Source organism: Rhizobium sp. CB2179 (assembly GCF_057653455.1).
The window spans coordinates 214,119-233,276 of record NZ_JBYGKR010000003.1; the positions used below are offsets into that span (position 1 = coordinate 214,119).

24 protein-coding genes and 3 pseudogenes are annotated in these 19,158 nt (G+C 61.2%); 14 read left to right on the plus strand and 13 right to left on the minus strand.

Annotated elements, in window-relative coordinates; all coding sequences use genetic code 11:
* Positions 1–28 precede the first annotated feature (28 nt).
* From AC244Q_RS29480 to AC244Q_RS29500, 5 genes and pseudogenes are all read right to left on the minus strand, one after another.
* Positions 29–406: a hypothetical protein gene (locus tag AC244Q_RS29480; RefSeq protein ID WP_128405707.1), complete on the minus strand. Its 378-nt coding sequence runs from the start codon at positions 404–406 to the stop codon at positions 29–31.
* Positions 407–517: 111 nt separating this feature from the next.
* The gene (locus AC244Q_RS29485) at positions 518–2,320 is read right to left on the minus strand and encodes an adenylate cyclase (RefSeq protein WP_128405708.1); all 1,803 of its coding nucleotides are present in this window, start codon (positions 2,318–2,320) and stop codon (positions 518–520) included.
* 229 nt (positions 2,321–2,549) lie between these two features.
* Positions 2,550–3,827, minus strand: coding sequence for an alpha/beta hydrolase (locus AC244Q_RS29490; protein ID WP_012763442.1), 1,278 nt, complete (start codon positions 3,825–3,827; stop codon positions 2,550–2,552).
* A 100-nt stretch (positions 3,828–3,927) separates the two neighbouring features.
* A pseudogene (locus AC244Q_RS29495) lies at positions 3,928–4,945 on the minus strand (Lnb N-terminal periplasmic domain-containing protein).
* 51 nt (positions 4,946–4,996) lie between these two features.
* The gene (locus AC244Q_RS29500) at positions 4,997–5,263 is read right to left on the minus strand and encodes a hypothetical protein (protein WP_012763440.1); all 267 of its coding nucleotides are present in this window, start codon (positions 5,261–5,263) and stop codon (positions 4,997–4,999) included.
* A 189-nt stretch (positions 5,264–5,452) separates the two neighbouring features.
* Between AC244Q_RS29500 and AC244Q_RS29505 the strand changes: the two genes are divergently transcribed.
* From AC244Q_RS29505 to xth, 9 genes and pseudogenes are all read left to right on the plus strand, one after another.
* A complete protein-coding gene (locus AC244Q_RS29505) occupies positions 5,453–5,791 on the plus strand; it encodes a DUF2147 domain-containing protein (protein ID WP_012763439.1) in 339 nt (112 codons plus the stop codon).
* A gap of 207 nt (positions 5,792–5,998) precedes the next feature.
* Positions 5,999–7,516 (plus strand): DUF1254 domain-containing protein, encoded by a 1,518-nt coding sequence (locus AC244Q_RS29510; RefSeq protein ID WP_128405709.1) that lies wholly within the window; start codon positions 5,999–6,001, stop codon positions 7,514–7,516.
* A 24-nt stretch (positions 7,517–7,540) separates the two neighbouring features.
* Positions 7,541–8,158, plus strand: a complete 618-nt coding sequence (locus tag AC244Q_RS29515) for a hypothetical protein (protein ID WP_245460409.1) — start codon at positions 7,541–7,543, stop codon at positions 8,156–8,158.
* 148 nt (positions 8,159–8,306) lie between these two features.
* Positions 8,307–8,729, plus strand: coding sequence for a cysteine rich repeat-containing protein (locus AC244Q_RS29520; protein ID WP_003554280.1), 423 nt, complete (start codon positions 8,307–8,309; stop codon positions 8,727–8,729).
* A gap of 24 nt (positions 8,730–8,753) precedes the next feature.
* Entirely contained in the window at positions 8,754–9,323 is a 570-nt protein-coding gene (locus AC244Q_RS29525; RefSeq protein WP_003554276.1) for an OmpA family protein, read from the plus strand.
* 18 nt (positions 9,324–9,341) lie between these two features.
* Positions 9,342–10,028, plus strand: a complete 687-nt coding sequence (locus tag AC244Q_RS29530; protein WP_003554274.1) for a hypothetical protein — start codon at positions 9,342–9,344, stop codon at positions 10,026–10,028.
* 20 nt (positions 10,029–10,048) lie between these two features.
* Complete coding sequence (locus AC244Q_RS29535) at positions 10,049–10,771, plus strand: LssY C-terminal domain-containing protein (protein ID WP_012763435.1); 723 nt, start codon at positions 10,049–10,051, stop codon at positions 10,769–10,771.
* A gap of 293 nt (positions 10,772–11,064) precedes the next feature.
* Positions 11,065–11,241, plus strand: a complete 177-nt coding sequence (locus AC244Q_RS29540; protein WP_003554271.1) for a DUF3606 domain-containing protein — start codon at positions 11,065–11,067, stop codon at positions 11,239–11,241.
* Positions 11,242–11,244: 3 nt separating this feature from the next.
* Positions 11,245–12,045 (plus strand): annotated as a pseudogene (xth, locus tag AC244Q_RS29545) (exodeoxyribonuclease III).
* 471 nt (positions 12,046–12,516) lie between these two features.
* Here the strand turns inward: xth and AC244Q_RS29550 are convergent.
* On the minus strand, positions 12,517–12,729 hold the full coding sequence (locus tag AC244Q_RS29550; RefSeq protein WP_003554263.1) for a hypothetical protein: 213 nt from the start codon (positions 12,727–12,729) through the stop codon (positions 12,517–12,519).
* Positions 12,730–12,931: 202 nt separating this feature from the next.
* On the opposite strand from AC244Q_RS29550, the gene AC244Q_RS29555 reads away from it, so the two are divergent.
* Positions 12,932–13,234 (plus strand): hypothetical protein, encoded by a 303-nt coding sequence (locus AC244Q_RS29555; protein WP_128405710.1) that lies wholly within the window; start codon positions 12,932–12,934, stop codon positions 13,232–13,234.
* 21 nt (positions 13,235–13,255) lie between these two features.
* Positions 13,256–13,528, plus strand: a complete 273-nt coding sequence (locus AC244Q_RS29560) for a GNAT family N-acetyltransferase (RefSeq protein WP_348630277.1) — start codon at positions 13,256–13,258, stop codon at positions 13,526–13,528.
* A gap of 146 nt (positions 13,529–13,674) precedes the next feature.
* Here the strand turns inward: AC244Q_RS29560 and AC244Q_RS29565 are convergent, their stop codons facing one another.
* Complete coding sequence (locus AC244Q_RS29565) at positions 13,675–13,887, minus strand: hypothetical protein (protein WP_012763433.1); 213 nt, start codon at positions 13,885–13,887, stop codon at positions 13,675–13,677.
* A 606-nt stretch (positions 13,888–14,493) separates the two neighbouring features.
* On the opposite strand from AC244Q_RS29565, the gene AC244Q_RS29570 reads away from it, so the two are divergent.
* Entirely contained in the window at positions 14,494–14,757 is a 264-nt protein-coding gene (locus tag AC244Q_RS29570) for a DUF982 domain-containing protein (protein WP_003554259.1), read from the plus strand.
* Between the two features lie 273 nt (positions 14,758–15,030).
* On the opposite strand, the gene AC244Q_RS29575 is transcribed toward AC244Q_RS29570, so the two are convergent.
* The 4 genes from AC244Q_RS29575 to AC244Q_RS29590 all read right to left on the minus strand — a co-directional run bounded on the left by AC244Q_RS29575 (position 15,031) and on the right by AC244Q_RS29590 (position 16,397).
* Positions 15,031–15,285 (minus strand): hypothetical protein, encoded by a 255-nt coding sequence (locus AC244Q_RS29575; RefSeq protein WP_003554257.1) that lies wholly within the window; start codon positions 15,283–15,285, stop codon positions 15,031–15,033.
* A complete protein-coding gene (locus AC244Q_RS29580; protein ID WP_003554255.1) occupies positions 15,282–15,596 on the minus strand; it encodes a hypothetical protein in 315 nt (104 codons plus the stop codon). Before AC244Q_RS29580 ends, AC244Q_RS29575 begins: the two co-directional genes overlap by 4 nt.
* Positions 15,597–15,676: 80 nt before the next feature.
* Complete coding sequence (locus tag AC244Q_RS29585; RefSeq protein ID WP_003554253.1) at positions 15,677–15,877, minus strand: hypothetical protein; 201 nt, start codon at positions 15,875–15,877, stop codon at positions 15,677–15,679.
* A 118-nt stretch (positions 15,878–15,995) separates the two neighbouring features.
* On the minus strand, positions 15,996–16,397 hold the full coding sequence (locus AC244Q_RS29590) for a response regulator (RefSeq protein WP_164902263.1): 402 nt from the start codon (positions 16,395–16,397) through the stop codon (positions 15,996–15,998).
* A gap of 320 nt (positions 16,398–16,717) precedes the next feature.
* On the opposite strand from AC244Q_RS29590, the pseudogene AC244Q_RS29595 reads away from it, so the two are divergent.
* Both AC244Q_RS29595 and AC244Q_RS29600 read left to right on the plus strand, forming a co-directional pair.
* A pseudogene (locus AC244Q_RS29595) lies at positions 16,718–17,136 on the plus strand (ATPase domain-containing protein); the annotation flags it as partial.
* A gap of 64 nt (positions 17,137–17,200) precedes the next feature.
* A complete protein-coding gene (locus AC244Q_RS29600) occupies positions 17,201–17,494 on the plus strand; it encodes a DUF982 domain-containing protein (RefSeq protein ID WP_128405713.1) in 294 nt (97 codons plus the stop codon).
* Between the two features lie 51 nt (positions 17,495–17,545).
* On the opposite strand, the gene AC244Q_RS29605 is transcribed toward AC244Q_RS29600, so the two are convergent.
* Positions 17,546–17,971 (minus strand): response regulator, encoded by a 426-nt coding sequence (locus AC244Q_RS29605; protein WP_003554248.1) that lies wholly within the window; start codon positions 17,969–17,971, stop codon positions 17,546–17,548.
* A complete protein-coding gene (locus tag AC244Q_RS29610) occupies positions 17,968–19,095 on the minus strand; it encodes a PAS domain-containing protein (protein WP_128405720.1) in 1,128 nt (375 codons plus the stop codon). The genes AC244Q_RS29605 and AC244Q_RS29610 overlap by 4 nt, the downstream gene beginning before the upstream one ends.
* Positions 19,096–19,158 lie beyond the last annotated feature (63 nt).

Sequence of the window (19,158 nt, forward strand, 5' to 3'; positions counted from 1 at the left end):
GAACGTCCTTTCGGTTCGCGGCGTGCGATCAGGCACGCTGAGGTGACAGGGTAGCGTCATGCGGCCGCGGACATCGAGCGAACAGAGCCGACCTAGTCCTGACCATGAGGAGGTATGCGCCTACTTCGGAAACAGGAACGGTCAGCCCGACTTGGACGCCGTGCCCTTCGGGGCCGTCGTCTGGAGACGCTGCCCAGTTTCGAAGCTCGCCCGTCAGGCTGATCGGCTGTTCGTTGACCTTGACCAGCTTTCTGACGAGGGAGGCGATGGGATTCGACAGATTCTTGGCGAGATCGGTGCACGAACCCTGGCCGTAGACCGGCGCCCCCACGCCGAGGGCCGCGGCGACGGCGAGCGTCAGGGACCTCTTCGCCGGCAGGGCGCGGGTCGATGCGGCATTTGCCATTTCTCTCTCCATCCGATGCTCAGGCTGGCGGCGAGGCAGTCTGGGTCATGCGCCGCAAGAATGACGGAACGGGCCGGAGGAAGAAACGTATGTTACTGTAGCGTACAGCCTTCACGGGCGATATGAGGCGTCGGAGACCCTGAATTCGGCTTCGATATCAGTCGTGCTGGGCACTGGCAGTCCAGCGCGTCGTAGCGCTGCGATCATGCGCATGCTGTCCTTCGGCGGCAGGTTTCTCTTCCGATTCTCGGCCACGATGTTGGGCAGATAATCGGGGCGCATTTTCATAAACACCTCGCCCTCGTGCTTCGCTTCTGCCAACAGCCCGGCCTCGGAGTAGATGACCGCCGCAACGCCATGGAAGAGCGGAAATTTCTGCAGGTCGGCTTTACGGATCAGCCGCACCGCCATCTCGTGATCGTCGAGCATGCAGGCGATCAGGGCGCGCGTCCCGAAGTAATATCCAGAGCCGCCCGGATTGAGCTTGATCGCACGATCCAGCAATTCGCCGCCGCGCTTCCATTGCCCCGAGAATGCGACACGCGTTCCGAGCTCCCCCAGGAACTCCGTGTCGTTCGGGTTGGCGGCGAGCGCCGCTTCGCCGACATCGAACGCCTCTTTCGTCTCGTTGTTGAAGAACAGGGCCGTCATGAGCGCCTGCAGGGCGCGCGTGTTGTCGGGCTCGAGCGAGACTGCCCGCCGCGCCGAACTGAGCGCGCGCTCCATCGCGGGACCCTTGTCACTCTGCGGATTGAACTCGAACCGACCCTCGTCGAGTTGGATGATCGAGAGCATCGACCAAGCCGTCGCGTAGGCGGGGAAAAGCGCCACGGCGTTCTGCAGGCAGTCGCGCGCGACCTGATGCTTTTCCGGATTGAGCTCCTCGCGGTATGCGTAGTAGCGCAGGGTGCAGTCATGGACGCTCATATCGTCCGGCGGCGGGTTGGCCGCTATCGATTTCGCGATGATGCCGTAAGGCTGAGCGATCGCCGTCGCCACCTTGCTTGCGACATCCGCCTGAATGAAGAAGAGCTCGTGCGTGTCCAGGTTCTCGTCGTAGTCCTGCGACCACAGGATGGATCCGTCGGAGGTGTCGACGAGGCGCACGGTCACACGGACCTTGTCGCCCGCGACGCGAACCCCGCCTGCGACCAGGTAACGGGCGCCAAGTCCTTCGCGCACCTGCGACGCCTCGACGCCTGGGGGCAGTGCCTTTGATGTCTCGCGGCCGAAGACGGTAATCTCCTTGAAGCGGGGAAGGGCGGTTAGAAGCTCCTCGGTCAGTCCGGCTGCATAACGTGCAGCCTGCGGGCCGTCGCCGAGGTCCGCGAAAGGTGCGATCACAAGGGTCGGCTCGCCCGGAAGTTGCTCGGCGGAACGACCGGGTGCCGGCCCCTTCAGAACGCCGGCGTAAAAGCCAAGCCCCGCGAAGACGAATGCCACGAGCACGGCCAGCACGGGCCAGGCGAGACGCCGCCACGCGAAAGCCCGGCGCTCGGAGACGTCTTCCTTCAGCGCATCCCCGGCCGCTTCCATCGGCGCCCCATTCCACGTAAAGGTCGGCACATAACCGCCCTTGGGGATGTCGATGCGGATCGGATCGCGCTGGCCTGCGACGAGATAGTAGCGTTCGATGACCCGGCGCAGACGTCCGGCCTCGATGCGAACGACGGGATCTTCCTGAGAGAAGCCCGCGCTTCGGTTGAACACTTCGATGGCGATCGAATACGCCTTGAGGCGCGGTGCCCGGCCTGCAAGCGTCTCCTCGGTGACATATTTCAAGAAGGCAGCGCCACGTCCGGCGCTCGGAAACTCGCCGCTGGACAGAATGCGTTCAAGCTGCGCCCTGACCTCCTCATGGGTCGGACAGGGGCGCTCGGCCCGATCGTCGGGCAAAGGCACCGAGGTTTGCATTGCATCCTCCCCCTCGTCACACATATGCGCGACAGTTAAAGCTTGTATTCAAATCCCCTTATGCAACCTATTCCCCCAATAGCCCTTCGTCTACCTGAAAGAAGTTTCAAGGCGGATCACGTATGGGCCGGGCAACCGGTACCGGACGATGATGGCGATGAACAAGGGCCTGGAGGGGCATATGAAGACGAGCGTGCCAGGCGTGGCGAACTCAAGCGGGCGCCTACCCCTATCGCTGCTTCCGGCATGCCGGGTCGGCCGGCGTCGCCGCGCAGTTCTTGACCGCGATCTTCTGCGTCCCGCCGTCTTGTCCGGTCAGACCGCCGACATGATTGGCGTAGTTGCTGCGAGTATCGGCGTCGAGCACCGCGACCGGGGCGGTCAGTACGAGGCCCGCGGCGCTTCCGGCCGCCGCCGCCACGTTCGTTGTCCCCGCAAGGATCGTGTCGCCAAGGCCGACCCGGCTGTCGGTCAGGGTCTGCCCTTCGGACAACCGCTGGCCGATGAGCTGGACGACTTGCGGTGATTCCGCGAACTTGCTGTGATTGAGGTCGTCGCTGACCTTGATCTTGGTCAGATCGATCACCGATACCTTGTAGTCGGCGAGTTCGGTCTTGTACGGCGCGGTTTCCGGATCGATCGAACCGAGGCGCGGGATGTTGCCCCAGACCCGCCGCGAGAAGGCAAGCGCCTTGTCGTCGCGCGAGACGAAAAGCGTGAATTGCGGATGGGGGTCGCCCATATCCTCGATCTGCGACCGGAAGACGTCCACGTCGACGTCCGGAGCGGCCAGCATGACGTTCTTGAACTTTGCCGGGAGACCGCCGTTGCGGATCGCCATCTGCCGGAGCGCTTCCAGCGCCAGCCAGTTGCCCATCGAGTGGGCCAGCACGTTGACTTCCTTCACGGTGCCGTCTTTGGCGAGATACTGAAACAGGGTCTCGAGCGCGTTGCGCGTGTAGTTGGTGCTCTCGCGGTCATAACCATAGGCGAGCAGGCTGCCGCGCGATGGCCAGGTCACAAGGACCGGCGTGCTGCGGACATTGGAATCGTGGACGATCTGAGCGAAGCGGTAGACACTGTCCTCGAAGCGGTTGTTGAAGCCGTGGATGAAGACCAGGACGCTGTGGTCGCGGTTCCTTCTGACCGAGGCGTTCAGCCAGCCTTTCGCCGCTTCGAGACTAAGCGCGTCGGCCTTCAGCGTGGCGAAGTCGGTCTTCGGATTTGAAGGCAGCCTCTTGGGCCAGGCGACGTCGCCCTCGTTGCGGACCTTGGGCAGCGAAACTCTCATCTGTGCGAAGGACGGCGTGCGGGCGCGCTCGCCCGTGAACATCTCGCCGGAAACAGTCGATCGGGCACGCGTGGTCGCGACAAGCATGTCGACGCGACTGGTATCCGGCACGGTGTCCGCAACGGGGAACAGCACGTTCTTCGGATGTCCGCCGCAGCCCGCGAGCACGACCAGCGCGAGGCATGGAAGAAGTCGCCGGATAGGACCAGCAGTCATCAAACGAAACAAGCCCAGTCCCCCATCCGCATTCCGGCTACATCCTGACAGGACGGACCATGCCTCAACCCGTGCGTATCCCGTCGTATGTTACTGTACGCTACGGCCCAGCGACGACGACCGGGAAGGGCACGCCGAGACGGATCGCCTTCGAGAAGTCGGGCGACAAACCATCCGCCCGCGCCCGCACATCGATCTTGGCAATCTCCCGCAAGCGGTCGAGCGGCATCGAGGTGTCGCGCGGCTCCCCGGTCATAGGCGTAGTCGGGAAGATAACCATTGACGATCAGTCGCCAGTCGAACGGTACCTTGTCTCCAGCGACCCGCATCAGCTTGGCGACGGTTGTCGTGCAGTTCGTCGTGATCGAGTTGTAGAACCGCGGCGTCCGGGCGAGCGCGTTGGCCTCGGCGACGTACTCGAGCAGCAGGTTGCGCGCCTGCTCGGGACTGGCTCTCAGCCGGTAGATCTGGACGTCCTCGCCACGCACGTTGGAACGGACGCCGACGACGTCGCGTTCGTCCGCGGCAACAACCACCAGCGGGTCGTTCTTGAAGAGGTCGGCAAGGGGAGAAAACCCGCCGCCGACCTTGTGGCGCACCTCGATCGACCAGGCGAGCTGTTCGCCGCCTTCGAAGCCGAAGCTGAAGATGACATGCGCGATCTTCGGCCCCGCCCAGTATGACATGAACAGGTCGACCGTCCTCACCTTGCTCACATCGTAGGTTCGCGTCGTCCAGCGCTCGGTAAAGTCGGAGTTGCTTCGCCACTCGAAGTCCCGGACATCGGTCAAGGTCAGCGAATTTCCGTCGATGCGACCCGTGACCTGGCGGGCGACGTCAGGAGCCCATGCGGCGTTGGCTTCCGGCTTGATCGAGCTCCACCAGAAGAGAACCAGCGCGAAGGCGACCGCAAATGAAAGGATGGCTCTCCTGCGCAGCCGGCTGGCAAGCGCCGCTACTGTGAGGAGACCGAAGGCGAGGAAGACGCAGGCGCCGATCGCCCGGCCGGCATCGGGCAGGGGCAGGCGATACCAGAACGCCAAGGAGCCCCAGGCTGTCAAAGCCGCCACGATCAGGGCGACCGCGAAGATCAAGATGATCGCCATCAGTCGAGGCATGTTGTTCCTTTCCTGTAGCCGCCGTGCCACCACGACGGGGAGATCGCGACTTCATCGGGCTGCAGGGAATGGCACGACCTTGGCAAGATCCAGCATGGTGTGAATTTCCTTGCCGAGCCAATCCATGAGTTCGAGCGCCTCGGCGTAACGTTCATGTTGCCCCGGGGCCGTCGACGACTCCCAGTCCCGCACGAGCTGGTCCGCGATGGAAAAGTCGTGGCACAGTTCCCGGAAGCTTTCATTGCGGGAGGCGAGCGCTTCGATCTCCAGCGCCTGCTCGGGAAACCTGCGCTTGGCGAACTCCGTGTCATATTGCATTGCATCGCTCCCGCCCAGGCGAGGCGAAGGCTCCCGCACATCCGCGTAGTCGCCGTGAAGATGGCACAGAACCCGGCCGACACCATGTAGGTTACAGTAACACACCGCGAGTTTCTTGCGGTCGGCAGCGCATGTGTGGTCCATTCGGTCACCGGCCCGGCGGCGGGCCAGCCATGCGAGGACCTTACCATGAAGCCCATTCTAGTCTCCGTCGCAGCGCTGCTGATGTCGACCGGACTGGCGAGCGCAGCCGAGCCGATCGTCGGAAACTGGAAGACGACGCTCGGAGACACCGCCGCGATCGAGCCGTGCGGCGGCGGTTTCTGCATCACGCTGAAGAGCGGCAAGCATACCGGCAAGAAGATCGGCGCGTTCGAAGGCAACGGCGGCAGCTATTCCGGCAGGATCACCGACCCCGACGCGAACAAGACCTACGACGGCACCATCAGCGTCTCCGGCGACACGGTTACCCTCAAAGGCTGTGTGATGAAGGTCGTCTGCGAGTCGCAGAAGTGGTCACGCCAATAGTCCGGGGGAACAAGCGGATACGGTAACATACGGGTGTTTCCCCCGTGATCGGCTATCACTGCGGCGGCAATCATTTCCGGCAATCGCTGCCGGAACGACTTCATCGCCTGGTCGAGTTCGCTGCGCGTCATGCCGCGCGCGCCCGAATGCACACAGATTGGCGACCTCATGAAGAACGGCCGACGGGCGGTCGACAAGGAGAGTGAAATGAAACGCGCGACGAGACAGTTTTACGCTACTGCCGCGGTGCTGCTGATGGGCTGGGGGGCGGCGTACGCCGAAGCACCGAAAACCAAGATGGCGACGCCGATACCCGATTCGATCGTCACGCCGGAGAGCGTCGACACCAGGATTGGCAAGCTGAATTTCTTCGACGGCTTTCCGGACGACGCCACTTCGGAAAAGATCTATGACAACCTCGATTTCATGCGCGGCGTCGACGCTTTTCTCAACGCCATGCCGGGTGCCTCCGTCGAAGCCCTACGGGTTGGACTGGCCGGCCAGGGCGCCGACAACAATCAGACCATCCTGATCTTCGAAAATCTCATGGATTCGCATTCGCTGTTCCTGACCGGGAACACCGAAAGCATCTACAATCTCATGTGGCTGGATACCAAGGCCGGTCCGCTGGTCATCGAGACGCCGCCCAACATCCTGGGCATGATCGATAACCACTGGTTCGAATATGTCGGCGATGTCGGCAATGCCGGTCCGGACAAGGGCAAGGGTGGAAAATACCTGCTGTTGCCGCCGGGCTACGAGGGCGTGGTTCCCGAAGGTTATGACGTATTGCGGTCCTCGACCTATGGGAACCTGTTCTTCTGGCGCGGCTTCCTCGAAAACGGCAGCACGACGACGGCCGTCGAAAACACCAGGAAATTCGCCAAGGTCTATCCGCTTTCGGAGGCCGGCGATCCGCCGCCGATGAAGATCGTCAACGTCTCCGGCAAGGAGTTCAACACGATCCATGCCAATAATTTCCATTTCTACGAGGAAGTAAACGACATCGTCCAGTACGAGCCGAACGAAGCCTATCATCCGGAAGTGCTGGGACAGCTCGCGTCCATCGGCATCGTAAAGGGCAAGCCCTTCGCGCCGGATGCGCGGATGAAGAAGATCCTCACCGAAGCCGTGGCCGTCGGCAATGCGACGGCGCGCACCATCACCTTCAAGACGCGCATGAAGGATGCCTATTATTATCCGAACAGTGCCTGGTTCACCGGCTTTGTCGGCGGGAGCTACGAGTTTCTGCTGCAGCCTGGCGTTCGCTATCTGGATGCCCGCGTCCTGTTCCACTACTACGCGACGGGCATCACGCCGGCCATGGCGATAAAGCGCGTCGGCATTGGTTCGCAATATGCCGGCGCAACGACCGACAAGGACGGCAAGCCGTTCGACGGCGGCAAGACTTATAAGATTCACATGCCGCCAAACATTCCCGCAAAGGAATTCTGGTCGTTCGTGGCGTATGACAACCAGACGCGTTCGATGTTGCAGACGGACCGGCAATTCCCCAGCATCGGCAGCGACAAGAAGGACATCGTGATCAACGCGGACTCGTCGGTTGACGTCTGGTTCGGTCCGACGGCGCCGAAAGGCCATGAGGCCAACTGGGTCCAGACAGTGCCGGGCAAGGGTTGGAACGTCCTTCTTCGCCTCTACGGGCCTTTGGAGCCATGGTTCGACAAGACCTGGAAGCCAGGCGAGTTCGAACCTGTCGAGTGACGCTCAAATACGCCATGAACTCCAATGCCGGTCCGACTGGTGTGTCGGATCGGCGCGGCCGGAAAACATGAGTGCGCCGCCGGCATCAGCCGCGCCGCCTTGAGCCTTCTGGCTCGTGCGCATAGCAAGGATCAACAGGACTGCGGGAAGACGGAGCTTGATGTCAAGATCAGCGCCATCGGCACCATGGATATACGCGGGTCTCCTCGCCGCTCAGACCGCCGCGGCCCTGACCCTGTTCTGGATCGTGTTCCCCATCTTTCATGGCTTGGTCACCCACCTCGGCGAACGGCGGACGCTCGCTCTCTCGGACCAGGTGGGGTTGTTGTCAGCGCCGCGCTGCTCCATTGCTTCTACTGGATACGGTTGAAATGGGTGCCGGTCACGTCGCCGTTTCACAACGTCTTCGTGGCGCATCTGCTCTTCTTCGCCAGCCGGGTCAGCTTCTTCTTCGGCGGCGCGCTCTTCTCGGCCATCTTCTTCAGGCATCTGCCGGAACTCGACGCCTTACCGCCATTCGCTCAGGCGTGCGTGAAGAGCGTGTATGTGGCGGCGACGCTGTTCGGACTATTCTGCTACTCGCTCGAACTGGCTCGCTTCGGACAGGCCGTAGAGGATGGACCGCCAGAACGGGGCCGGTAGCTTCCACATCCGTCGTTGCGGCGACACGTTGAAAGCCGTCTCCTACGGTCCGTGTAACCGTAACATACTTCCCTTCTCACCCCCGAAAGCGCACCAGATGCGTGCGGGGGAGTTTCTCCGACGATCAATTGTTCACGATGGGGGAAGCATGTCGACCAGAACCAGACTGTTAGGAGGGGCGCTGGTCGCGTTCCTGGCGCTCAGCGGTGCGGCCCGTGCCGACACCATCAGCTTCGCCGACGCGGTGAGCACGCTCGCCAACGACTGCGGATCCGACATCAAGAAGTTCTGCAAGGGCCTGAACCTTGGAAGCGGCCGTATCCAGAACTGCCTCGAGACCCATGCCGCGAAAGTTTCGCCGACCTGTACGGCGACACTGGCGAGCGTCACCTCGTCCATCGGGCAGCGCCTTGCCGCCCAGTCGTCGTTCACCACAATCTGCAAGCACTATGTCGCGCAGTTCTGCAGCGGCGTGGTGGGGGAGGGCAACATTCTTTCCTGCCTGAACAAGGCGACGCGCGTGAACGAAGGCCAGTGCGGCCAGGCCATCACCGACGCCGGCTGGCGGTGAACGATGTTGAAGGGACACAGGATCATGAAGAGCTTTCGACTCGCAACGATGTTCGCCGCCGGGCTGCTGCTGGCAGCCGGCCACCCATTCGCCCAGGAACTGAGCGGCCCGCAGGTGGTGCGCACGCTCGACAGATTGCAGGGCGGAGCTCCGGCCATTGACCTCGCATTGCTTATGGAAGAAGCGGCGGCGAGTGCAGGCAAGGGCCTCGCCGGGCTTCCCGACTGGCAGAAGCTTTCGAAGCTGTCGCAGCTCATCGTCGAGATCGACTTCGAGAACGACTCCATCGCCATCGAACCGAAATCCTATCGCACCGTCGGCATGATCGCCGACGCCCTGCATCATCCGAACCTGCGGCGCTACAAGTTCCTTGTCGTCGGACACACGAGCTCGACGGGCGACGCCAAGCACAATCTGGACCTCAGCCAGAAGCGGGCGAACGCGATCACGGAGGCGCTGTCGACGACATTTTCCATCGCCCCGGATCGTCTGTTCGCGATCGGCGTCGGCGAGGAGTGGCCCGGAGATCCGTCGAATCCGCAGGCCGCCGACAATCGACGCGTCCAGCTCGTCAACCTCGGTCTCGTGAAGTAGCAACCAGGAGGATTCTCCATGAAACGCCATATTCGGATCGGCACAGTCGCCGTAGCCTGCCTGGTGTCGTGCGCAGGAGCGGCGTTGGCCGAAGACGCGATCACGGCACCCGCTTCCAAGACCATTGGAGCGACCGCGGCCGGGAAGATGGTGCCGTCGCTCGCCGTCCTCAATTCCGGCGGGGCGACGCTGGCCGACGGCAAGCTGACGATGACGGGGGTCACTCCGAACTCCATCGTGTTCGCCGACCGTCCAGTACGATCGGCCGGACATGTGCTCACGACCGAGTTCATCAAGGAATGGGACGAGGGCAAGGACAGCTTCGCCGTCGACCCGCCGAACGCGACGATCTCTGTCATGAGCAGCGATGGGACGGCTGTCGAAGATGCGGTCGTGGTCCTGACCAAGCCGAAGCTGGACGGCGGCACGCTGACCTTTGACGTCCAGGTTCTCGAGGGCGAACTCGCAAAGGCCAATGGCCCGGCTTCGCTTTTCATCGACATGTTCGTGGCGCGCGCCGGAATGGGGCGCGTCGGCGTGGTTGGCGTGGGTGCGGTCGGCTTCCATGGCGGCTGGTATGCGCACCCGGCGGCCCGCTACGGCGCCGCGGTCGCGACGGGCGCGGCCATCGGTGCCGCGGCGGCCTCCGCGCCATACTACTATCACCCCCCGTGCGGCTACTATCCGTATCCGCCCTGCTACTGAAATCGGAGCGGCATATCGCAATGAGGCTGGGGAGAAACAGCCGAGGCGGATGGAGGTCGGCTGCGGGCGTTCTCGCCGCCGTCCTCCTGGCCTATCTGCTCGTCTGCTACCTGGTGATGCCGGAGCTTTGGATCTTCCGTGACCGGAGTACGGTTGCCGATTTCAGCCGGATGGTCACGACCACCGGCGACGACATTCCGGGCGATCCAATCAACGTCGGGCTCGTCGGCCCGAAGCAGCAGGTGATCAGGGCCTTCGCCGCCTCGGGCTGGGATCCGGCCGACAGAGTAACATTACTCTCTTCGGTCGAAATCGGCCTGAGCGTGGTGCTCGATCGTCCGGATCTCGATGCGCCCGTCAGTCCGCTGTTCTTCGACGGTCGGAAACAGGATCTGGCATTCGAAAAGCCTGTCGGGCGAAGCGCGGACGAGCGCCACCACATACGTCTCTGGCAAACGGCGACGGTCGGCGCCGACGGCCAGCCGCTGTGGCTGGGCTCCGCCAGCTTCGACCGCGGCGTCGGCGTCAGCCACGACACCGGGCAGATCACCCACCATATCGGACCCGATCTCGACGCCGAGCGCGAGCTGGTGATCGGCGACCTCAAGGGCGCTGGGCAGATCTCCATGACCTACGAGCGCGCAGGCGTCGGTGCGACGAAAGATGGTCGCAACGGTGGCGGCGATCCGTACTTCACCGATGGTCGAATCCTTGTAGGGGTTCTGCCTGATATCGGCCGATAAGGCAGCAGCCTCCGACACTTCGATCGCCATCGTCGACGTCCCCTGCTTCCGCGTTCTTTATCCCCATGACGAGAGGATCGCGGCGACCAAAGCTGCCGGAGAATTTGAGGGCGGCAGCCGCCGGCGGTCTCGATCAGCTTGTCGCGGTCCCAGGATGTGGACGTTGCCGCGTGCGATTTAACGGCATACATGCCTCGAGAATGTGCAGCTCATTGGCGAGACCAGCCTGAACGCCGGAACTTCCTGAATCGGTGTCCGTTTCCCGGTGACCGTTATCATCAGGAGATACGAAAATGGCAACCACTTCGAGGGGCCGTGCTCAGGATCGCGCGAAGGTCGCTGGCGGACAGGATCACGAGGTTCGCTACGAGGCGAAAAAGGAAGGCGTTCCAAAGGAAACGGTCAATAGGGCCGTGAAGAAGGCTGGGAACTCTCGCAAAAAGGTCGAGGCGGAAATCGGCCGGCACTGAGCCGTGAAGCTTGCGACTTACAACGTCAATGGTGTCAACGGCCGCCTCGAAGTCTTGCTGAGGTGGCTTGATGAAGCCAAGCCGGACGTCGTCTGCCTACAGGAGCTGAAGGCCCCGCAAGAGAAGTTCCCGATCAAAGCGATCGAGGCAGCCGGCTATGGGGCGGTTGGCAGGGCCAGAAGTCCTGGAACGGCGTCGCCATCCTCACATGGGGAAGGAGCCGCATCTCACTAGAAAGGGGCTGCCCGGCGAGCCGGAGGACGAGCACAGCCGCTATATTGAAGCGATCGTCGATGGCATCGTAGTCGGTTGCCTGTACTTGCCGAACGGAAACCCCTATCCAGGCCCGAAATTCGACTACAAGCTCCGCTGGTTCCGCCGTCTCCACGACTACGCGGCCGAACTGCTCGAGCTCGGGGTGCCTGTCGTGCTCGTCGGCGACTACAACGTCATGCCCACCGAGTTGGACGTCTACAAACCCGAACGCTGGACGAACGACGCCCTCTTCCGCGTCAAGGTCCGGGAGGCCTACAAGAAGCTTGTCGGGCAGGGTTGGACGGAGGCGCTTCGCCATCTGCATCCAGGCGAGCGCATCTACACGTTCTGGGACTACTTCCGAAACGCATTCGCGCGCGACGCCGGCCTTCGCATCGACCACTTTATCCTAAGTTCGGAGGCAGCCAGACGGCTGACGAAGGCGGAGGTCGACAAGCACGTTCGCGGCTGGGACACAGCAGTGATCACGCCCCAGTATGGATCGAGCTTCAGGACGAGCTGGTCAAGAAGAAGAGGAAGACGAAGTGAGCCATGAAGATTGGTAAGGGAAGGATCCGCTGAAGCTGCCGGAGTCGTCGACAGCTTCGTGGTGAACGGCGCGAGGCAGGCTTGACGTCTTCAATGCGATCGTTGAGCAGGTGGGCCTCCTGCGCGAGGCGCTCGAACGCGATCCTGACCCGCCCGACGACGACGCCGCTCCAGGAGCCCGCAAACGATTGGCCGGGTGACGACGGGACTTGACGCCTGCTTAGTTGAAATCGCCGATCTTCCCGGTCTGGAAGAGTATGACGGGATCGCCTACCTCGCCCACCGCAGGATGTCCCTCCCGTTTCACGACGAGGGCGCCAGCGTGCGTCCTCGCAGCCTCCCTAGCTTCTTCGACAGCCCCTGCCTCTTCCCCGTGGAAAACCGTTTCCCATGCCCGGACCGGCTGCCCACTATCATCGAGATCGAATGCGAATATGCTGATCGAAGTGAACGCTCCGGGCATCGGCGAACTCACGCGGTGCCGCGTTGGGGCTTCTCGACCTGCTCGTCGATTTCCGCCTGCAGCTTCTTTCGGGCGTCGCCTTCGAACTTCGCGCGGACACGTTCCACTTCCTGGTTGGTCGCTTCGATGGGTTGGCCTGAATCGTCCGGAAGGCCGGGACCGCTCTGGGCGATTGTGGAATCCTTCGGGCGGTCATTGAGGCCGTTTGTGGTCTTTGACATCGGAAACTCCTTTCGGGAGCTTAACGACGACGAAGATCTATTGTTCGGCGAGTGACGAAAAAGCTTGCGGAAATCCGGTCTGTCGACACCACCAAAAGCGGCCTACTCTTAAGCCCGCAGAATAAGTAGCCGATGCAAGCCTAAGACGCGCATAGTTGCCGCCTCGCGTATGAGCCCTATAGACGCGACAAGCAGAATTGACTTGCAGATCATGATCGCCATCGTCAGCCATGAATGGCGCTATCGTGAAATCTTGAATGGAGGCTTGCACTCAGTTTGCTTCCGTGAACGTTTAAAACGTCGTCTGGTAGCCGTTTCATTTCACATCATTGGGGGCGCGTTTTATGGCTATGGGCAGACTTCGGATCAGCGCCCGTGTCCAAAGGAAGCTGAAAGGGAGCCTTTGGGCACCCCGCAATACGGCAAGAAGTGGATACAGATTGTCGTATGCGTTTGTGGTGTAATGCTTGAAGGAGAAGGCCATGACCAGCAAAAACGCCACTGATACCCATACCCGCCCCGATGAATGGCCGCGCGCCGGTCGCGGGCCAATCAGGTCAGCAGCGCATCGCGAACTTATGTGGTTTGCGAGGGCGAGCGCGTCGTCGGATACTACTGCCCATCGGGAGCGCTGACGGTCGCGGACGCGCCGGCAGCGATCCGGCGCAACATGCCCCACCCCGGTTCCCATGGCAGTCCTGGCCGTCTGGCTATCGATCGCAACTGGCTGGGAAAAGGAATTGGAGCCGCGCTGTTGCAGGAGGCGTGCAGCGTACCGGATAGGCAGCCCGTATCATGAGGTATCGCGGCCTTCTGGTTCACGCAATCTTCGATGAAGCCAACGCGTTCTAAGAGCATTTTGGATTTGCAGCGTCGCCCGCTTATGCCTGCAATGATCAAGCGGATCTACCCAAGGCCGGGAAACTCACTCCCACGTCCACGATCTCAGTCAGCAGCATGCACCTGAACGCCGCGGCAGAGCAGTCCCCAAGTCGGGCGTCGTTGGGCCTCCTGGGCATGAGCTTGCGTCATCGGATCGTTGCCGTCGTCTGGCTCGGGGCCGACAGGCGGCGGAGTCTCCCCAGGGTCTCGCTCAGGTTCGGGATTGCCGATCGGCGGCGCTGGCGGCGGAACGATGGGCTCGTTGGGTACGGACATGGTTTCCTCCTTGCTAACCGGGAGAACTCGCGTGTCCCTCGATTTATTCAAGAGGTGGTGGCGTGAAGAGATGCTTTTCTCGAGCAGCGAACCGATCGCCGCCGACGGGCTCGGGAAATGACCGAGTCCTCGATAGGGAACGGCAAGGGTCCGAGGTCAAAAAAACCAGCGCTCTTGCGGAGAGACGAATAAGACGATCCGAGGATCCTGCACGCAGTATGGTATCCGCGGCTCCATGGCTCGCCAATCGAGATATCGGTGAGTGAACATGGCGACGCAGCAGCGCAGGGGCTGGTCCGAAGGGCAATCGTGGTCATTCTTGGATGAAGGGGTATTTCGATGATGTCGGCGTTCCGGAATGATTCGGGGCGTTCGACTTCATCGCGAACATGTCGGCGGCCTTGTTGGCTTCAGCATGGCGGGCGAGGAGGCTGGCGAGTTTTACCCTGCCAAGGCCCAAGCTGACGCTGGCGATGCCAAGGCGCCCGAAGCGCGTTTATGTCCTCTCACTTATGCGGCCCGCGAAACGAGCTTTGGCATGCCAGGGGATCACGGAACGGTTCTTGCACGGTTACTAATATGTTTATCGTGGGGAGACCTAACGTCATGAAATGGCACAGATCCGGAGAGTTTAGTCCCTTGATGCTCGTTGTGAATGGGCCGGAAAAGTACAAACTTGTCGCAACCCTTTGGGAGGCCGCCAATATGCTGACGGCCTGCTGGCCCATCGACGATGGTGAAGAGTATCTCACGGCAATTAGGGCGTGCCGGGATGCACTTCATGGGGACGTCTCGGCCGAGGACGCACGAGAAGCGCTGATCCGTGCCGCCGACGAAGCTGGCATTCCGGTGATCACCGTCGTTCACTGAGCTTCGCTGCCGAATGAAATGAGTTCACGGGCGCCTTTCGTGACACAACCCTCTCCGTTCGCTGCATGCGCGGGGTCCATGCCGCTGAACATCACTTTCAGCCCGCGCTCGGCCAGCAGCTCTTTTGGCCTCTCCTTGGTGACAAGTGCCGGCTTCCGTTCCTTCAGTATTCCGCGTACATTCCGCCGGGTCGATGGCAGAAACGAAGGGAGCGCCTTTCCCGCAACCGCATGTTGTGCCCGCCGCATTTTACCGTGTCGCCGTCGCCGATGGTCAAAGATGCGCGGATGATCCGCCCAGCAACCATTGAACGCTATCTCCACGCTCGGCCGCCTCCCGCTTCCGCCCGAGTGCCTGTTCCTGCTCGTATGACTTGTGCGGGAAATGCTCGAAGCACCACCAGCGGGTCGCCCCGGCCGGAGAAGGACTGTTGCCCCAGCCACCCCACTCGGCGCATCCCTTTTCCTCGCAATAGTGGACATGCATTCGCGGCGCTTCCGTCAGTGGCCGTCTGTCGGTGTCGCTCATCTTTCCTCCTGGAGTTGCCAGCCGGCTTTCGGGACCGGCCACCCCTTCTGGGCCGCGCGGAAATCAGCCTCGGCTTCGGCTTTCTTCTTTGCTTCCATGATGCCCGCTGCCCAGACAGTGATGCGCATGCGGCCGGCTTTGAATACGAAGCGCCGTTCGGTCGTTTGCTTGCCTGCCGTGTATCCCGCGCGAAAGCAAGCGCGCGCGGCCGACAGACCAACGCTCTCGCGGAAAGCCCGCGGCTGCGACGACCACCAGTCCCGCAGAGCGGTTTCGAATGACACGGACGTTGGTTGGGGACGGTCAAGCATAGGTGTCAGCCCTGGTCTCGGGTTCGACACCGCGGATCGGCCATCGCAGTCGCTTTCGCTCATGGGTGATCTTGGGCATATCAGTCTCGATGGTAGCTCGGTCGCCAGCCGCGGGCCATGCCCCGGCTCATGGCGCCTTCGGTCAATGCCAACTGCCGGCGAAGGTGACGGATATCTTCCAGAAGGGTGTCTATGGCCGCGTGCGTATCGCCTCTGTGGTAGGCAATCACCTTTGCACGCTCATCGTCTTCCACGGCTTCGCCGATCGGCCGCTCTCGCATATCCGTGCTCCGTACTTCGGTTTTCAGAAGGGCTGCCGCGGCGCCTTATGTTCTTATTATGTTCTCATCTCCCTGCGAGTCAATAATCAATCTGGGTCAATTGAGTTTTCGCGCGCATTTAGACGGCGGCGACCATCTCTCTCACGGTGCCGACAACCCGACTATGATCATATGGCTTGCTGAAGAACCGGCCTTCGACTGGCAGGACCTCGTCATTTAGGTCATGGTGCCCTGATGTCACGATGATCTTGACAGGGGGCCATCGGTCCCGTACCGCCGCGGCGAGTTTAAGACCATCCATCGATCCTGGCATGTCTATATCGGTGAACATCAGCCGGATCTCTGCGTGGACATTCAGTATTTCTATCGCAGCGTCCGCGTCAGAGGCCTCGAAGACCGTGAACCCCTCATCCTCGAGCGATATCACAATGGCCAGGCGGACGAGAACCTCGTCCTCAACAACAAGAACCGCCGCGCCGATATCAGACACCTCAACGCTCTCCGTTCCGGCCGCCAGCATCTCTGGCATGGCCTCGAGCACGGTAACACTTGGGCGGCGGGAAGGATCCATCCTCCGCTGAAAATCGCCGATAACCCTCAAACGCTCTTCGAATACGCAGCCGCGATGCCGGACCCTTGGCGCTGCACTGAAAGCCTGATGCGGCGAACGCGATGTTCGGCGCCGTGCCTAATAACGAGACCAGTGCTGAGCCCACATAGCGTGTTCCATATCCCTGACGCGTCGGTGGCCGCACCGGCGGGCGCCGCCCGGATATTCTACGGAAGGTGGCCACGCCCAAACGAAAAACTCCCTCTGTTGTCAACACCGGATTATAAGGATTGAATGAAATCCTCCGCAGCGGCCTTCCCGCGTCCAATTATATATGCTTCAGGGCGCTCGGGGATCCGGCAAGACGACTGCTGCACCGCGGTTTTTGCGCGCCGGTGTCGAAGTGGCCGAAAGCTGCGTCTACGTGGCGCTGTCGCAGACGGCCGCCGAACTCAACGCCATCGCCTTGTCCCATGGCTGGACGCTTGATGGCATTCGTGTCGAAGAACTCGCGAGGCCTGGCTCGGTCGATGAGGCTGATGAGCGGAGCATCTTCATGACTTCCGATCTCAGGCTGAATGAGAGGCTGCCATCGAGGAACACAAGCCCCGCCGTCTCGTCTATGACTGTGCTTGAAATTCGGTTCATCTCTGGAGATTCGCCCCGCTGCCGCCGCGAACTTATTGCCTTCAAGGCACACCAGGCTCAGGCTTGAAGATCCAACTTACCGTTCCCAGATTGTCGGGATCAAAAAGCTTAGAAAGGAGACAGCGATGACAAGCACATTGTTTGACAGACCGCTCTTCGTTAAGCGGGGCCACCACATTCAGGAAGTGGCAAGCCTGGAAGACTTATTCGACCTGCTTGATGAATGGCCGGCGGAAAGACGAGGCATGACCTACGAGGTGCTGGTGAAAGCCTGCCGACTGGCAGCACAAGGGATTTTCCCGTTGAACTCCCTTCGTGAAAATGTTCGGCGGTATCTCATCAAGGAACGGGCTCTCGCAAACATTGACGAACTCCCCCTGGCCAAAGAGGGGGTCTTGCCCCGCAGCTTAACCTCCTAGACAGCGGCAATGCACAAATGTCGGGCCCCGGGAATCCAGGTAGGTCCTCGTTTACTTGTTGACAGGCTGGGGCTGGCTATCGTTGGCCAGCACGAGATTTGGCGGTATGTCCGGCCCCTCGTTTCCCGATAGGATGGCGGAGATGTAATTTAACGCGTTTTTCATGCCGTTCATCGTGTAGGGCTTTTCGATCGCGCCAAGCGCATCCACGAAATCGGGCGGCAATCGCTTGATGTTGCCTGTAACGAAGACGTAGGGAATGCCTGCAGCGGCTAAAGAGCGGCCGACTTCGATTCCCGTCGGTCCGTCCATCAGTTGAACGTCGACGAAAGCGAAATCCGGTTTTTGCGCAGCCAGCAGATCGTGCGCTTGTCTGCTATTCATCGCGATGCCCGCGACCTCGTGTCCGGCTGCTTCCACCTCGATTTCAAGCTCCATGGCGAGCAGCATCTCGTCCTCGACGATCATGACTTTCAATTCTCGTTCTCCTGATGTTCGTCGATCAGCAGCATGACCTCGACCACTGTCTTGTCGCCTTCGATCTTGCGTTCGACACTGGCTGCGAGTTGACGGGCCGATGCTTCCAGGAGAAGCCGCCCGAACTCGGCGGCTTCCGCGTCCGGCTCGACGGGAGTCGTCGTGTCCTCGACCCGGATCACAAAGTGGCCGTGCATCCGTTTTACGACGACGTGGATCGCGCCGCCGCCGTCGCTGAGACCCCTGTTGACCGCGTCCACCACGAGCTCGTTGACGATCAGCGACAGGGGTGTCGCCTTGACGGCCGGAACGAGGAGCGGCGCTAGGTCGAGCGTCAGCCGGATGTCATTCCGTCCGACGCCGCTGACAAGGTCGGTGACCAGCTCGCGGATGAAGTCCGCGACGTCGAATCGGGCAATGTCGTCGAGGGTGAAAAGTTTTCGCTGCACGGTACTCAGTGCTTCTACCCTGTTGAGCACCGACATCAGCGTCTGCTTCTTGACCGTGTCCTGCGTGAACCGCGCCTGCAGTTTGACGATCGACGCCATGGTCAGGAGATTGTTTTTGACCCGATGGTCGACTTCGTGGATGAGAAGGGTCTTTGCCAAAAGGGCTGATTTCAGTTCCGCCATATTCCTTGCAACTGCCTCTTCCGCTTGATGTCGGGCCAATGCAAGTTCCGCTTCACGGCTTTTGACGGTTGTGAAATCCAGCTGCGAGGCGAAAAAATAGATGATCCTTCCCTCGTCATCGCGCACCGGACTGATGAAAAGCGCGTTCCAAAAGGTGCTGCCGTCTTTTCGGTAATTGAGGATGTCGACGGAGATGTCTTGGCCTCGCGCGACGCTGTCGCGAATGTAACCTACCCTCCGCCTGTCTGTCTCCGGCCCCTGGAGCAGGCGGCAGTTGCGGCCGATGAGCTCATCATTCGAGTAGCCCGTCATTTTTTCGAAAGCCGCGTTGCAGAAGATGATGGGATTATCATGCTGAGCGGGATCAGTGACGATCATCGGCATGCGCGTCGCCTTGAATGCCGCCGCGAAGGGGTCTTCCTTCACGTGCCTAGCAATCAGCCGGTCGCCGGCGCGGCGAGCCTCTTTGTGATATCGATCGGTATCCTGCATGCGATGTTGATCTAGGTTTGGGAGACTTGACCTAGCGCTTTCCCCCACGGAGTCTAGTGGATT

Excerpts from the sequence above, each read along its gene's own strand:
- AC244Q_RS29480 (WP_128405707.1), bottom strand. The coding sequence starts at position 406 with ATGGCAAATGCCGCATCGACCCGCGCCCTGCCGGCGAAGAGGTCCCTG.
- AC244Q_RS29485 (WP_128405708.1), bottom strand. The coding sequence starts at position 2,320 with ATGCAAACCTCGGTGCCTTTGCCCGACGATCGGGCCGAGCGCCCCTGT.
- AC244Q_RS29490 (WP_012763442.1), bottom strand. The coding sequence starts at position 3,827 with ATGACTGCTGGTCCTATCCGGCGACTTCTTCCATGCCTCGCGCTGGTC.
- AC244Q_RS29500 (WP_012763440.1), bottom strand. The coding sequence starts at position 5,263 with ATGCAATATGACACGGAGTTCGCCAAGCGCAGGTTTCCCGAGCAGGCG.
- AC244Q_RS29505 (WP_012763439.1), top strand. The coding sequence starts at position 5,453 with ATGAAGCCCATTCTAGTCTCCGTCGCAGCGCTGCTGATGTCGACCGGA.
- AC244Q_RS29510 (WP_128405709.1), top strand. The coding sequence starts at position 5,999 with ATGAAACGCGCGACGAGACAGTTTTACGCTACTGCCGCGGTGCTGCTG.
- AC244Q_RS29515 (WP_245460409.1), top strand. The coding sequence starts at position 7,541 with ATGCCGGTCCGACTGGTGTGTCGGATCGGCGCGGCCGGAAAACATGAG.
- AC244Q_RS29520 (WP_003554280.1), top strand. The coding sequence starts at position 8,307 with ATGTCGACCAGAACCAGACTGTTAGGAGGGGCGCTGGTCGCGTTCCTG.
- AC244Q_RS29525 (WP_003554276.1), top strand. The coding sequence starts at position 8,754 with ATGAAGAGCTTTCGACTCGCAACGATGTTCGCCGCCGGGCTGCTGCTG.
- AC244Q_RS29530 (WP_003554274.1), top strand. The coding sequence starts at position 9,342 with ATGAAACGCCATATTCGGATCGGCACAGTCGCCGTAGCCTGCCTGGTG.
- AC244Q_RS29535 (WP_012763435.1), top strand. The coding sequence starts at position 10,049 with ATGAGGCTGGGGAGAAACAGCCGAGGCGGATGGAGGTCGGCTGCGGGC.
- AC244Q_RS29540 (WP_003554271.1), top strand. The coding sequence starts at position 11,065 with ATGGCAACCACTTCGAGGGGCCGTGCTCAGGATCGCGCGAAGGTCGCT.
- AC244Q_RS29550 (WP_003554263.1), bottom strand. The coding sequence starts at position 12,729 with ATGTCAAAGACCACAAACGGCCTCAATGACCGCCCGAAGGATTCCACA.
- AC244Q_RS29560 (WP_348630277.1), top strand. The coding sequence starts at position 13,256 with ATGGCCGCGCGCCGGTCGCGGGCCAATCAGGTCAGCAGCGCATCGCGA.
- AC244Q_RS29565 (WP_012763433.1), bottom strand. The coding sequence starts at position 13,887 with ATGTCCGTACCCAACGAGCCCATCGTTCCGCCGCCAGCGCCGCCGATC.
- AC244Q_RS29570 (WP_003554259.1), top strand. The coding sequence starts at position 14,494 with ATGAAATGGCACAGATCCGGAGAGTTTAGTCCCTTGATGCTCGTTGTG.
- AC244Q_RS29575 (WP_003554257.1), bottom strand. The coding sequence starts at position 15,285 with ATGAGCGACACCGACAGACGGCCACTGACGGAAGCGCCGCGAATGCAT.
- AC244Q_RS29580 (WP_003554255.1), bottom strand. The coding sequence starts at position 15,596 with ATGCTTGACCGTCCCCAACCAACGTCCGTGTCATTCGAAACCGCTCTG.
- AC244Q_RS29585 (WP_003554253.1), bottom strand. The coding sequence starts at position 15,877 with ATGCGAGAGCGGCCGATCGGCGAAGCCGTGGAAGACGATGAGCGTGCA.
- AC244Q_RS29590 (WP_164902263.1), bottom strand. The coding sequence starts at position 16,397 with ATGCTGGCGGCCGGAACGGAGAGCGTTGAGGTGTCTGATATCGGCGCG.
- AC244Q_RS29600 (WP_128405713.1), top strand. The coding sequence starts at position 17,201 with ATGACAAGCACATTGTTTGACAGACCGCTCTTCGTTAAGCGGGGCCAC.
- AC244Q_RS29610 (WP_128405720.1), bottom strand. The coding sequence starts at position 19,095 with ATGCAGGATACCGATCGATATCACAAAGAGGCTCGCCGCGCCGGCGAC.